Genomic DNA, 12,408 nt, shown 5'->3' with positions numbered 1-12,408 from the left:
TGCACTGGTCACGATGGCGACGAACCAGCCAAGCCCGAGCGCGAGCCAGCCACTACCGGCGACGAGGCCATCACGAAGTGTCGTTGCAGTACTAGTGCGCCGCTCGGCGCAAGAGGTCGCGGGCGATGACGATGCGCTGGATCTGGTTGGTGCCCTCGTAGATCTGGGTGATCTTCGCGTCGCGCATCATCCGCTCGACGGGGAAGTCCTTCACGTAGCCGGCACCGCCGAGTAGCTGCACGGCGTCGGTGGTGACCCTCATTGCGGTGTCGGAGGCGAAGAGCTTGGCGGCGGCTCCGGCTGCGCCCATCGTCGGCGAGAGTGTCTCGATCTCCTCGGCGGCGGTGTGGGTGAGCAGGCGTGCGGCGCGGACCGCGACGGCCATGTCGGCGAGCATGAACTGCAGTCCCTGGAACTCTGCCAGCGCCCGACCGAACTGCCGGCGCGTGGACACGTAGTCGACGGCGACATCGAGGGCTCCCTGGGCGATGCCGATCGCCTGGGCGGCGACCCCGGTGCGGGTGCGGTCGAGTGTGCCAAGGGCGATCTTCAGGCCTTCGCCGGGTCCGCCGATGAGTCGGTCAGCGGGGAGCACGACATCGTCGAGGAAGATCTCCGTGGTGGGGGAGCCCTTCAGGCCCATTTTCTTCTCCGGTGCACCGAACGAGAGGCCGGCGTCCTCCTTCTCGACGACGAAGGCAGAGATGCCGCGGCCGCCGGCGTCGGGATCGGTCACCGCGAAGAGCACGTAGCAGTCGGCGACCCCGCCGTTGGTGATCCATCGCTTGGTGCCCCGCAGCCGCCACCAGCCGTCCTCGGTCGGAGTTGCTCTGGTGGTCATCGAGGCCACGTCACTGCCGGCTTCCGGCTCGGACAGGGCGAAGGCTCCGAGTGCCTCGCCGGCTGCGATCGGCGTCAGCCAGCGCTGCTTCTGCTCCTCCGAAGCGGCCAGCAGCAACGGCCAGGAGAACAGCTCGTTCGCACCAGACACCTGCTGGGTGGTGGCGCAGGTCCGGGCGATCTCCTCCGCCACCACCGCACCGGTCAGCGCGTCGGCGCCGACGCCGCCGAAAGACTCGGGAATCACGACGGCGTGTAGTTGGGACTCGACGAGCGCCCGGTAGCCCTCGGTGGGGAACCGGGCCTGCGCGTCGACGTCGGCGGCATGGGGGGCGATGCGCCCAGTGGCGACGGAGCGGGCGAGCTCGCGGATCTGCTCGAGATCCTCTCGCGTTGCGGTAGTCATGTGCTGGTCCTCTGTCCGTGGGGGCCGCGCGGGCGGGAAGTGAGGCCGCTCGTGCCGTGCCTGTTCGGGCGGCACGGCCCCGGAGCCTCCAAGGCGTCGACGTGCTTAGCGCCTCGTGAACCTGGTACCGCGTGGAGCCAAGCGCTTCCTCAGCCGAGGAAGCGGAAAACGGGCTCTGCGATGCAGACCGGCTTGTCCGCACCCTCGGCCTCGATGACCGCGGCGACAGTGAGCTGTAGGCCGCCCTTGATCTCCTCCACCCCGGCCAGCGTGGCTGTCAGCCGGACCCGGGAGCCGACCGGCACCGGCGTGGGGAATCGGACCTTGTTGAGGCCGTAGTTCACCGCCATCTTCGTGTCCGTCACGGTGAGCACCTGCTCCCAGAGCGGGATGAGCAGCGACAGGGTGAGATACCCGTGGCCGATGGGCCCGCCGAAGGGGCTCTCGCGGTTGGCACGCTCGACGTCGACGTGGATCCACTGGTGGTCGTCGGTGGCGTCGGCGAAGAGGTTGACCCGGTCCTGGGTCACCTCGATCCATTCGCTGGTCCCGAGCTCCTTGCCGGTGAAGGAAGGCAGCTCGGCGAGGGTCGTGGTGGTGGTCATGCGGGGGGCTCCTCGGTATTCAGATGGGTGTTGCGCAGGTCGGGTTTGCGGATCTTGCCGGTGGCGGTCTTGGGGAGGTCGTCGACGAAGCGGATGTGGCGGGGCACCTTGAATCCGGCGAGCCGCTCGCGCAGTGCGGCACGGATCGCCTCGGGGTCTTCCGTGGTGCCCGGAGCCGCGACCAGCAGGGCGAGGCCGACCTCGCCCCACTTCTCGTCGGGGACCCCGATGACGGCGGCCTCGATGACGGCGGGAAGCTCGAGCAGGGCGGACTCGACCTCGGCGGGGTAGACGTTCTCCCCACCGGAGATGATCATGTCCTTGAAGCGCTCGCGGATGTAGAGGAAGCCGTCCGCGTCGAGCGATCCGGCGTCCCCCGTGTGGTACCAGCCGTCGACCAGCACCTCGGCGGTCTGTTCGGGGTCGTTCCAGTAGCCGGCCATGACGTTGGGCCCCTGGACGATCACCTCGCCGACCTCGTCGCCCCCGGTGTCGTGGCCGTCGGGGCGGACCACGCGGACGTCGGTGAAGAACAGCGGCTTGCCGGCCGAGCCGACCTTGCGCTCGGCGTCGGCCGAGTCCAGGACGGTGCAGCCGGGCGCGGCCTCGGTCATGCCGTAGGCCTGCTGCATCGTTACCCCGCGGTCGAGCCAGGTGCGCAGGGTGGGCAGGGGGAGCGGTGCTCCGGCGGCCCCGATGGTGCGCAGCGCAGAGAGGTCGCGGGTACGGAACTCCGGCTCGCGGGCCATCGCGTCGAGCATGGTAGGGACGGCGAAGAACGAGTTGATCCGCTGCGCCTCGATCACTTGCAGCGTCCCCGTCGGGTCGAACCGGCGGACGATCACCGCGCACCCGCCCCGGAGGAGGGCCGGGTTCACCGTGCCGTTGAGACCGCCGATGTGGAACAGCGGCGCCAGGGCGAGCGTGCGCTCGTCCTGCGCGAAGTCGAACCCGAGGAGCTGGTTCATCGCGTTCCAGGTCATGTTGCCGTGGGTGAGCACCGCGCCCTTGGGGCGTCCGGTGGTGCCCGACGTGTACATGATCAGGCACGGGTCGTCGAGGCTAACCGGCTCATCGCGCGGCACCGGGTCGGTGTCGGCGAGCAGCTGCTCGTACCGGAGAGACCCCGCGCCACCCTCGGTGGGCGGCTCGGCGGCCACCCAGTGCCGAACCCCCTCGAGACGGTCCCGCAGCGTGTCGGCCAGCTCACCGAGCTCCCGGCCGTGCACGACCACGGACGCCCCTGCGTGGCGCAGGATGTACTCGGCCTCGGGCGCGGCCAACCGGGCGTTGACCGGCACCCAGATCGCACCGAGCTGCCCGCAGGCGTAGAGGGTCTCCAGCGCCGATGGGTGGTTGCCCCCGGTCCAGGCCACCCGGTCGCCGCGGCCGACGCCCAGGCCGGCCAGGGCCGCTGCGGTACGCCGGACCCGCAGGGCGAATTCGCCGTGCGATGTCGTCGTTCCCTCGAACCAGATCGCGTCGCGCTCGGGCGAGATCAGGAGCCGGCGCTCGGTCCAGGAGCCCAGGCCTGCGTTACGCACAGCTGAGCCCGAGGGCACGGACGGCGTTGTCCTTCATGATCAGCGGCTTGACCTCGTCCTTGATCTCCAGGGCCTCGAAGTCCTTCACCCACCGCTCGGGACGGATCAGCGGGTAGTCCGAGCCGAACAGCACCTTCTTCTTGAGCAGGCTGTTCGCGGCGCGGACGAGCTGGGGCGGGAAGTACTTCGGCGACCAGCCAGACAGGTCGATGTAGACGTTGGCCTTGTGCTGGGCGACCGCGATGGCGGCGTCCTGCCAGGGCACCGAGGGGTGGGCCATGATGATCGTCAGGCCGGGGAAGTCGGCGGCGACGTCGTCGAGCAGCATCGGGTCGGAGTAGTGCAGTTTGATCCCGCGCCCGCCCGGCAGGCCGGAGCCGATGCCGGTCTGGCCGGTGTGGAACAGAGCTGGCACCCCGAGGTCCTGCAACTCCTCGTAGAGCGGGTAGTGCCGCCGGTCGTTGGGCTCGAAAGCCTGGATCGACGGGTGGAACTTGAACCCGCGGATCCCGTGCTCCTCCACCAGCCGGCGGGCGGCGCGGACGCCGGCGACACCGCGTGCCGGGTCGATCGAGCCGAACGGGATGAGCACGTCCGGGTGCTCGGCGGCGGCCCGCGCGATCTCCTCGTTGGACAGGGTCGGGTGCCCGGTGGCCAGTTCGCTGTCGACGGTGAAGATGACCGCGGCCATCTTCTTGTCCCGGTAGTCGGCGGCGATCTCGGGCACGGTCGGGTGGTAAGGGTCGCCCTTGAAGTACTTCGAAGCGGCGTCGAGCAGCTCGGCGTCCATCGACTTGTGCCCGTGCAGGTCCTGCTCGACGTGCACGTGCACGTCGATGGCGACCAGCGCGTCCAGGTCCAGGTGTGAGGTCATTTAGGGGGCTCCGGGAACTCTTGGCCGACCCTCTGCTGGGAACCGGCGAATGCCTCCGGCCAGACGCCGGCGATGGCGTCGGCCGACCAACCGGTGCCGTCGGCGAATTGCACCACGGCCTCGGTGGGGTGGGTCCACAGTGCGAGCCGGTCGCCGCCGATGCCGACGACCTGACCGTTGATGCCGGCCGCGGTGTCGGAGGCTAGGAAGGCGACCACGCCTGCGGTGTCCTGCGGCGACCCCAGGCTGAGCTCGCGGCGGCCGTACTCCGCCAAGGGGCCGCCGGTCTCCATCGCGTCGATGTAGGGCTTGAGGAAGGGGGCCGTCTCGGTCATCCCTGTGATGGCCACCGGCACGATGGCGTTGACGGTGATCTGCGCCCGGGCGAGCTCCAACGCCCAGGTTCGAACCATCCCGACGATCCCGGCCTTGGCGGCGGCGTAGTTGGTCTGCCCGAAGTTGCCCGCCTGGCCGGTGGGGGAGCCGACGCAGATGATCCGGCCGCCCTCGCCCTGCTCGCGAAGCTTGATAGCGGCGGCGCGGGTGCAGGTGAAGGTCCCGCGCAGGTGCGTGGCGATGACGTTGTCGAACTGGTCGTCGGTCATCTTCCACAGGGTGGAGTCTCGGAGTATGCCCGCGTTGTTCACCAGGATGTCCAGCCGCCCGAACTCGTTCACGGCGCGGTCGACCAAGGCCTGTGCGGCTTCGCTGGTGCCGACTGCGACGACCTCGGCCACTGCGCGGCCACCCGCGTCGGTGATCGAGCGGACAGCCTCCTCGGCGACGGAGGCGTCGACGTCGTTGATCACGACGGACGCGCCGGATCGGGCGAGTTCGGTGGCGTAGCCGAGGCCGAGGCCCCGTCCGCTGCCGGTGACGATGGCGACCTTGCCGGTCAGGTCCACGGAGGCTCCAGTGTGAGAGGTAGGGGTGATGCCAACCAGGCATCGTTGCTGTATCGAACGCTAAGCCGATATCGTGGAGATTGTCAACGATTGAGGAGACCATTTATATGTCGGATCTGCGCAACGACGTCGGCTTTCTGCTGACACGGGCGAGCGGGCTTGTCGTCCGTGCCACGAACGCCGCGCTGAGTGACCTCGGGCTGAGGGTGCGGCAGTACTCGGTGCTCGCGCTGGCCGACGACTCCGGAGAGGGCATCGCCCAGCGCGACCTCGCCGAGGAGCTCGGACTCGATCCCAGCCAGGTGGTTGCGCTGGTCGACGAGCTGGCCGCGGCAGGGCTGGTCGAGCGGCGCCCGTCGCCGACCGATCGGCGGCCGCGGCTGGTTGTCGCGACGCCGCAAGGTACTCAGGTGCGCCGCCGGGCCGCCTCCTCGGCTGAGGGAGGAGTGCAGCGCCAGATGGGGGACCTGAGCGGGGAAGAGCAGGCGACCTTGCGGGGCCTCCTGCAGCGCGTCGTGGGTGGGTCGGTCGGGCGGTGCCGCGCCGGCGGCGAGCTGACGGAATGACGACGAGCGTGAGGTGCGCCCGCGGCCGGTGCAACCATCTGTGCGATGGGCATCCGCGGCGTCCCAGCGTTGCACATGGCGCAGCTCGCGCCGTCGCGGCTACGGAAGGTCGTGCCGATGGGCAGTGCCGCCAAAAGGTTGGTTGACCGCCGAGACGGTCCAGGAATCGATAGCCTTCAGCGCCGATCCGTCGGCGGAGACCATCGGCAACTTGCTGCGGGGGTTTTCGGCTACCACGAGGAGACCTTCGGCGTCGACTTCGACCAGCTCGCCGCGAAGCGTCTGGCTGTCGCCATGCGCACTCACCTCGTCCGGGCCGGTGCTGCAGCGGCCGACCCGGCCGGTCCCGTCCGAATGATGTCTCGCTCGAGGTCCTGGGACCAGGTCCACCACGAGACGCTCGTCGTGCATGGCCCGGCACGACCGCGTGCTCCCTGTCGAGCGGTCGTACAACATCGCCAAGCATGTCCCGAACGCGCAACCGCCCGTCTTCCCGTTCCGGCCGCTGAGCCCATCCGGAACAGGCGGAGCGGTTCCGCATACTGCTCCAGGCATGGCTGCAGGCCTCGATGTGAAGCTCCCGACGCAACGGAGGTAAGAACATGAAGCATGACGTGGATGTCGGCGTCGTCGGTGCCGGTCCGGCGGGGATGACGGCGGCTCTGCTGCTCGCGCGCACCGGAAACTCGGTGGCCCTGCTCGAGAAATGGCCCCAGCCCTATCCCCAGCCGCGTGCGATCGGTCTGGACCACGAGGTGCGCCGCGTCTTCCACCTGGCCGGTGTCGATCACCGGATCGAGCGGGGGATCGAGACTACGGACGGCCATCCGGCGGAGTACGCGACACCGGACGGTGAGGTCCTGGCCAGCATGCCCTCCCCGGGGCTCGGCAGCTCCGGTTTCCCCGAGATGGTGATCTTCCACCAGCCCGACGCCGAGGCACTCCTCGACCAGTTGACCATCGCACACCCGTCGATCACGGTCCTGCGCAACGTGATCGTCAGCGATCTGGAGCAGAGCGACGACGGCGTCGTGCTCCATTACCAGCACGGGGACGGGAACGGGAACCTGCAGGCCGATCGCGCGGGGGGTGCGCTGGCGGCGAAGTACGTGGTAGGCGCCGACGGCGCGAACAGCGTCGTGGCCTCCCTCATGGGTGCTGAGTTCACGACGCTGGATTTCGAGTCGGAGTGGCTGGTCGTGGACATCTTGCCCACCTCTCCCTGGGAGTGGAGGCCCTTCTTCGGGCAGGTGCTCGACCCCAGTCGTCCGACCACGGTCGCGCCGGCAGGCCCCGGACGCCGGCGCTTCGAGTTCATGCTCCTGCCTGGGGAGACCAGAGAGAGCATGTCCTCGCCCGAGGCGGCGTGGAGCCTCATGGCCAAGTGGGACGTCACCCCGGACAATGCGGTGCTCGAGCGCTCTGTCGCGTACGGCCTGCTCGGTCGGTGGGCCAACGACTGGCGTAACGGTCGTGTGTTCATCGTCGGGGACGCCGCGCACCTGACCCCGCCGTTCCTGGGGCAGGGCTTGAACTCGGCGGTGCGGGACGCGGCCAACCTGGCCGGTCATCTGAACCTCGTCCTCGACGGCCGTGCGCCGGAGACCGTCCTGGATCGCTACACCGAGGAGCGACTGCCGCACGTGCGGACGCAGATCGAGACGGCGGTCCAGCTCGGCCACGTCATCTGCATCACCGATCCGGAGGCGGCGCGTCAGCGGGACGATGGGCTTCGGCAGCTTCGCGACAGTGGCGCCGCAGTGCCCTTGGAGGCCCGTCCTCCTCTTCTGAGCGGGGTGCTGGCAGCCGACGATCCGCTCGCCGGGACGCTCAGCTTCCAGGGGCGGGTCGAACTCGACGGCCGGACGGGGCTCTTCGACGAGGTGCTCGCGAGTGGCGAGTACACCCTCATCGGGCTCGACGGCGACCCCGCGTCGGCACTGGGGGCTGAGGCACGGGAGGTGTGGACGCGCCTGCGGGGGGAGAGCGCCCATGTGGGGGACCAGGCGTCGGTCCGAGACGTCGACGGGACCTACCGGCAATGGCTGGGCGGCGCCGCCGTCGGCGTCGTCCTGGTGCGGCCCGACTTCTACGTCTTCGGCTCCGGCCAGTCGGTTGCGGACGCAGACCGTCTGGTGCTCGAACTGGGGGAGAAGCTCGGTGTGCTCAGCAACGTGACCAGCTGAGTGCAGCAGTCGATGGACTGCGTGGGTCGGTCCGTCGGAAGGATCGGGCGCGGCGTGTCGGGGAGGAGCTCCACCAAGACGACGTAGGGGAGTGGATCAGCGAACAGCCTGGTCTGCTGCCGCGCTGCTGAGAGAACCTGCGGCGTGAGCAGTGGCGCCGAGACGAACGGTCGAGATCTTCAGTTTGGGACCCCGGCCGGCGGAGCAGTCGCTTGAGCTTGGCTGGGGGCGTGTGGTGGACCGCCATCGATTCGTTGTCGTGGCGGATCGCTTTCGGACCGGACTTCGCGGCGACCCATGAGATGACACCGGATCACTGGGTCGAGGAGCTCTGCTCGGTCTGTCAGACGTACTTGATGACGCCACCGAGCTGATGACTCGATCGGGCGAGGCCTGGCGTTGCGCATCATGGGCTCCACTGGGAAGTCCTTCACGTAGCCGGAGCCGCCGAGGAGAGGACGGCGTCCGTGGTGACCTTCGCGGCGGTGTCGAAGGCGAACAGCTTCGCTGCCGCACCGGAAGCGCCCATGGTCGGGCTCCCGCCTCGACCTCCTCGGCCGCCGTCTGCGGCAGCAACGTGCTGCCCACGGCAAGGTTGCGGGTCATGAGGTTGGTGTCGGCTGAGGGTGCCTGAGAGATGGGGACGGGTCTTTCGGCGGCAGGACGAGAAGTGCGACCAATTCGCCTGCCGAAGAGAAAGACCCGTCCATGCATCACCGTAATGCCCCGCGGTCCCTTGAGGGCCACCGCTGACTCGTCGCGCGTTGCCAGCACCGCCCGATCGCCCATGCTGCCGCCGAGATGGGCATCTCCCGTCAATGCGCATCCAAGTGGGTCAACCGCTGGCGCCGGCACGGCGATGTCGACCTGCTCGATCGGTCCAGCGTTCCGCACCGCCAGCCCACCGTCACCGCGGCCGACGTGGTGGCCCGGATCGAACAGCTCCGCCGACAGCGCAAGTACTCGGCCCGCCGGATCGCCACCGCACTGTCCGCCGAGGGCATCACGATCTCGGTCCGCACCATCGGCCGCCGACTGCTGGATCTTGGCCTGAACCGGCGCCGCTTCATCGATCCCACCGGCGACACCAACCGGCAGCCACGGCGGATCAACGCCCGCTGGCCCGGACACATGATGCACGTGGACGTGAAAACTGCCGGCCAGATCCCCGACGGCGGCGGACGGCGCGTCCACGGCAAAGGCAGCGACTAGGACAAACTTGTCGCCCGAGGCAAACAACGCGGAGCGCGGGCACGCTACACTTACCTGCACTCGGCGGTCGACGGCTACTCGCGCCCGGCCTACACTGAAGCCCCGCCCGACGAGAAGGCCCGCACCGCGATCGGGTTCGTTCACCGCGCCCGCGCTTTCTTCGCCCGCCACGGCATCATCCACATCCACCGCTTGGTCACCGACAACGGCGCCTGCTAACGCGCAGCCGACTTCGCCAGTTGTCAGCGTGGCTCGAACTGTTCTCGCCTTCGACGTGAGGTCCCCCGGAGCGATGAACCCGACACAAGGGAGTACCCGCAGATGTGCAATGTCCTTCACGAGGCCGTCGCCGCCGTCCCAAAAACCGATCGACGCCGCCTACTCGCCATGATGGGTGTCGGAGCCGCCGGTACTCTCGGTGCTTCAGTGCTCGGCCAGGATGCTGCCGCCGCTCACCCACCCCAGGGGCCCGCGGGTCCTGGGGGTGGGAACGCGAAGTCTCGGACCGAGTTGGTCCTCCTGGGTACGGCGGGCGGACCAACTCATAACGGAGGCGAACGTTTCGGGATCTCGACCGCCGTGCGCTACAAGAACCGCGTGTACCTCGTAGATCTCGGGATGGGTGCGTTTCAGCGCTTGGCCGCGAGCGGGCTGAGAGACAACAGCGAGCCCAATGGGGCACTGAACAAGGTTCGGGGCATCTTTTTCACCCACCTCCACAGCGATCACACCGTCGATTGGCCCACCCTCTACGCCACGGGTTCCGTGAACGTCACTGACCCGGGACGCGAACCGATCGAAGTGTTCGGACCTGGTCGACGCGACTCGGCAACCCGGGTCTACCCCCCTTCCCGTCCGACCCCTGCGCTGGTGAACCCGAGCGATCCGTACCCGGGCATCGCCGCAATGACCGGCTACCTGCGTCAGGGGTTCGCGCAAGACTTCAACGACCGAATCCGGGACACCGACTTTGCCGGCCCGGACGTGATCTTCCGCGCGCATGACATCGACATAAGCGATCTTTGGAGGGTGGATCCCGCGGGCAAGCCCCCTCACCTAGACAAGCCGATCGAGGTGTGGCAGGACGGGGAGGTGACCGTGACCGCAACGCTGGTCGACCATCACCCGACTGCTCCCGCATTCGGGTTCCGGTTCGACACGCCCGACGGCGCGATCGTGATCTCGGGCGACACGACGGTCAGTGAGAACCTGATCGATCTCGCGCAGGGCGCCGACTACCTCGTCCACGAGGTAATTGATGCGCAGTGGGTGGACGAGATAGTCTCGGCGTTGCCGCCGGAGGCCGCCGAGCCCGTGCGTACCCATCTACTTGAGGCCCACACGACGATCGAGCAAGTGGGCCGAGACGTTGCCGAGCCGGCGGGCGTCAAGAACCTCGTCCTCAGCCACCTAGTGCCAGGCAATAGCCCCGACAAGAGTTGGCGGCGGGCGCAGCGTGGATTCAGCGGGCGGCTGATCATCGGTTCGGACCTGATGAGCATCGCCGTCCGTCCGTCCCCGTAGGAACCGGCACCGACACACCGACCTGAAGCGCCGCCTCCGCCGACGTGATCCTGTCGCGATCAGCTGCCAGAACTGTCGCTGGACCGCGCGCGAGGGGGCAGGACGTCCGGGCGAACGCATCGCGGGCTGAAGCGCCCGATCCGCGTGCCACTGCCGCCGGACCCCTTCAGACGTATCGCTGGTCTTCTTGCCTCAGCCTGTCGTCGCCACCCTGAGCACCTCCACGATCAAGGTGTTGCGACGACCGATTGAACTCGCCTTGACTGTCGCCATCGGAGTGGTGGATCAGACCCGGCTCGACCGGATGTCCACTGTGATCGCGTCGCCAGATGGCCATGTTGAGTGCAGTAAACACCAACGCGGTTGTCTTCGTATTCGCGGCGGTCCAGCCGACGATCGCGCGTACGCGTCGATGATGAAGGCCACGTAAGACCAGCCGGTACAGGTCGCCACGTAGGTGAATTCCGCGACCCACACGTGGTTCGGCGCGCAGGCGGTGAAGTCACGATTGGGCTTGTCTCCGGGCTCGTATCCCATCCTTGGCGGTGATTGTCGTGCGCTGCTTGTACCCCCGCACGACCCCGTGAACCCCAGTTCTCGCATGATGCGGTCGACGGTGCAGTCGAGTTCCCGCGCGAAGAAAGTCGAGGCCAGCATCAGAATCTCGTTGGCCTGCTTCTGATCGTCGGGTTCGGGGATCACGGCTGTGATCCCGCAGGAGCGCAGGTGGGAGCGGATCGCTCGGGAGGGGTAAGCCTTGTCGGCCCGCACCGCGTCGGGTCGGGTGCGTGGCCGTCCCCGCTGGCGGCCCACGCGCAGTTGTCGCAGCAGTGGCAGCAGCATCGGCAAATCCCCGGCCTGCCCTGCAGTCAGCAACGCGACCAGGGGCAGCCCCCGTCGACAAGCTGGTCGATCTTCGTCGACAGCCCGCCGCGCAAGCGGCCGAGCGCGTGATCACGCGGCTCGATGGTCGGCTGCGTGTAATTCGATCCAGCCCCCTGCACGGCGCGCGACATTCGCCGCGTGCTGATGCGCCCGCGATCGTGGAATCGACCGAGACCGACGAATCCAGCAACCCGGCCGCATCCGCCGCAGCGGCCAACTCGGCCAGCACCGCATCCCACGTGCCCTCGGTAGCCAGCCGCCGGTGCCAGGTCCAGACCGTCTGCCATGGCCCGAACACCTCGGGCAGGTCCCGCCACGCGATCCCCGTCCGATATTGGTAGATGATCGCCTCAACCATCGTTCACTCATCCGAAAACGGCCGACCCCTGCGACCAGTCGGACGCGGCAACATGCCCTCGATCAACGATCACTGGGCATCTGAGAGCAGCTGAAATCGCGACATGACCACAGACTCCCAGCACGCCACGCAAATATTTGTCAGACACACCTGTGCTGTTCGGGCACGTTGGTGACGGTTCGGCACGCGGTGGATGATCTTGATATGGGTGAGGGCCTCCGGGTTCGGTGTGGATCACCACGAACAACACGCCGATCCGAGGAGGCCCTCTGGTGGTCCACCGTAACGCTCCGCTGACTCCGACCGGACGGCTGCGACTGGCCCGGTGCGTCGTCGAGGACGGTTGGAACGTGCGCCGCGCTGCCGAACGGTTCCAGGTCGCCCACACGACCGCGGCCCGCTGGGCCGGCCGGTACCGCCACGGCGGCGAGCAGGCTATGGACGATCGCTCCAGCCGTCCCCGCCACAGCCCGCAACGCACCAGTCGGGTAGTCGAGGAAGAC

At 68.3% G+C, this 12,408-nt stretch carries 10 protein-coding genes and 5 pseudogenes; 5 read left to right on the top strand and 10 right to left on the bottom strand.

What is annotated here, in order from left to right; translation table 11 throughout:
- Positions 1 to 91: 91 nt before the first annotated feature.
- The 5 genes from LY13_RS25165 to LY13_RS25145 form a co-directional block, all read right to left on the bottom strand.
- Positions 92 to 1,246, bottom strand: a complete 1,155-nt coding sequence (locus LY13_RS25165) for an acyl-CoA dehydrogenase family protein (RefSeq protein WP_253831047.1) — start codon at positions 1,244 to 1,246, stop codon at positions 92 to 94.
- A 149-nt stretch (positions 1,247 to 1,395) separates the two neighbouring features.
- A complete protein-coding gene (locus LY13_RS25160; RefSeq protein WP_253831046.1) occupies positions 1,396 to 1,851 on the bottom strand; it encodes a MaoC family dehydratase in 456 nt (151 codons plus the stop codon).
- On the bottom strand, positions 1,848 to 3,395 hold the full coding sequence (locus LY13_RS25155) for an acyl-CoA synthetase (protein ID WP_253831045.1): 1,548 nt from the start codon (positions 3,393 to 3,395) through the stop codon (positions 1,848 to 1,850). The genes LY13_RS25160 and LY13_RS25155 overlap by 4 nt, the downstream gene beginning before the upstream one ends.
- Entirely contained in the window at positions 3,388 to 4,257 is an 870-nt protein-coding gene (locus LY13_RS25150) for an amidohydrolase family protein (protein WP_301299632.1), read from the bottom strand. Before LY13_RS25150 ends, LY13_RS25155 begins: the two co-directional genes overlap by 8 nt.
- 8 nt (positions 4,258 to 4,265) lie before the next feature.
- Positions 4,266 to 5,174, bottom strand: a complete 909-nt coding sequence (locus LY13_RS25145) for an SDR family NAD(P)-dependent oxidoreductase (RefSeq protein WP_253831043.1) — start codon at positions 5,172 to 5,174, stop codon at positions 4,266 to 4,268.
- 107 nt (positions 5,175 to 5,281) lie between these two features.
- Between LY13_RS25145 and LY13_RS25140 the strand changes: the two genes are divergently transcribed.
- Positions 5,282 to 5,740 (top strand): MarR family winged helix-turn-helix transcriptional regulator, encoded by a 459-nt coding sequence (locus LY13_RS25140; protein ID WP_253831042.1) that lies wholly within the window; start codon positions 5,282 to 5,284, stop codon positions 5,738 to 5,740.
- A 99-nt stretch (positions 5,741 to 5,839) separates the two neighbouring features.
- Here the strand turns inward: LY13_RS25140 and LY13_RS25135 are convergent, their stop codons facing one another.
- Positions 5,840 to 6,151: a hypothetical protein gene (locus LY13_RS25135; RefSeq protein WP_253831041.1), complete on the bottom strand. Its 312-nt coding sequence runs from the start codon at positions 6,149 to 6,151 to the stop codon at positions 5,840 to 5,842.
- Between the two features lie 191 nt (positions 6,152 to 6,342).
- Here LY13_RS25135 and mhpA point away from each other — a divergent pair, with 191 nt between their 5' ends.
- From mhpA to LY13_RS25120, 3 genes and pseudogenes are all read left to right on the top strand, one after another.
- Complete coding sequence (mhpA, locus tag LY13_RS25130; RefSeq protein ID WP_253831040.1) at positions 6,343 to 7,926, top strand: bifunctional 3-(3-hydroxy-phenyl)propionate/3-hydroxycinnamic acid hydroxylase MhpA; 1,584 nt, start codon at positions 6,343 to 6,345, stop codon at positions 7,924 to 7,926.
- Between the two features lie 708 nt (positions 7,927 to 8,634).
- A pseudogene (locus LY13_RS25125) lies at positions 8,635 to 9,426 on the top strand (helix-turn-helix domain-containing protein); the annotation flags it as partial.
- Between the two features lie 33 nt (positions 9,427 to 9,459).
- Positions 9,460 to 10,662 (top strand): MBL fold metallo-hydrolase, encoded by a 1,203-nt coding sequence (locus tag LY13_RS25120; protein ID WP_308216402.1) that lies wholly within the window; start codon positions 9,460 to 9,462, stop codon positions 10,660 to 10,662.
- Between the two features lies 1 nt (position 10,663).
- Here LY13_RS25120 and LY13_RS25115 read toward each other — a convergent pair.
- The 4 pseudogenes from LY13_RS25115 to LY13_RS26240 all read right to left on the bottom strand — a co-directional run.
- Positions 10,664 to 10,848, bottom strand: a pseudogene (locus LY13_RS25115) (IS30 family transposase); the annotation flags it as partial.
- 70 nt (positions 10,849 to 10,918) lie between these two features.
- Positions 10,919 to 11,277 (bottom strand): annotated as a pseudogene (locus LY13_RS26280) (transposase); the annotation flags it as partial.
- A gap of 72 nt (positions 11,278 to 11,349) precedes the next feature.
- Positions 11,350 to 11,547, bottom strand: a pseudogene (locus tag LY13_RS26275) (transposase); the annotation flags it as partial.
- A gap of 238 nt (positions 11,548 to 11,785) precedes the next feature.
- Positions 11,786 to 11,905, bottom strand: a pseudogene (locus LY13_RS26240) (transposase); the annotation flags it as partial.
- A gap of 272 nt (positions 11,906 to 12,177) precedes the next feature.
- Between LY13_RS26240 and LY13_RS25100 the strand changes: the two are divergent.
- A partial coding sequence (locus tag LY13_RS25100) for a leucine zipper domain-containing protein (protein WP_253831039.1) occupies positions 12,178 to 12,408 on the top strand: 231 nt, incomplete at its 3' end.

The organism is Prauserella aidingensis, assembly GCF_024171865.1.
Classification (GTDB): Bacteria; Actinomycetota; Actinomycetes; order Mycobacteriales; family Pseudonocardiaceae; genus Prauserella; species Prauserella aidingensis.
This window is presented reverse-complemented; position numbering and strand designations above follow the sequence as displayed.

Coding starts and splice junctions, on each gene's coding strand:
- LY13_RS25165 (WP_253831047.1), bottom strand. CDS start 1,246: ATGACTACCGCAACGCGAGAGGATCTCGAGCAGATCCGCGAGCTCGCC.
- LY13_RS25160 (WP_253831046.1), bottom strand. CDS start 1,851: ATGACCACCACCACGACCCTCGCCGAGCTGCCTTCCTTCACCGGCAAG.
- LY13_RS25140 (WP_253831042.1), top strand. CDS start 5,282: ATGTCGGATCTGCGCAACGACGTCGGCTTTCTGCTGACACGGGCGAGC.
- LY13_RS25135 (WP_253831041.1), bottom strand. CDS start 6,151: ATGCACGACGAGCGTCTCGTGGTGGACCTGGTCCCAGGACCTCGAGCG.
- mhpA (WP_253831040.1), top strand. CDS start 6,343: ATGAAGCATGACGTGGATGTCGGCGTCGTCGGTGCCGGTCCGGCGGGG.
- LY13_RS25120 (WP_308216402.1), top strand. CDS start 9,460: ATGTGCAATGTCCTTCACGAGGCCGTCGCCGCCGTCCCAAAAACCGAT.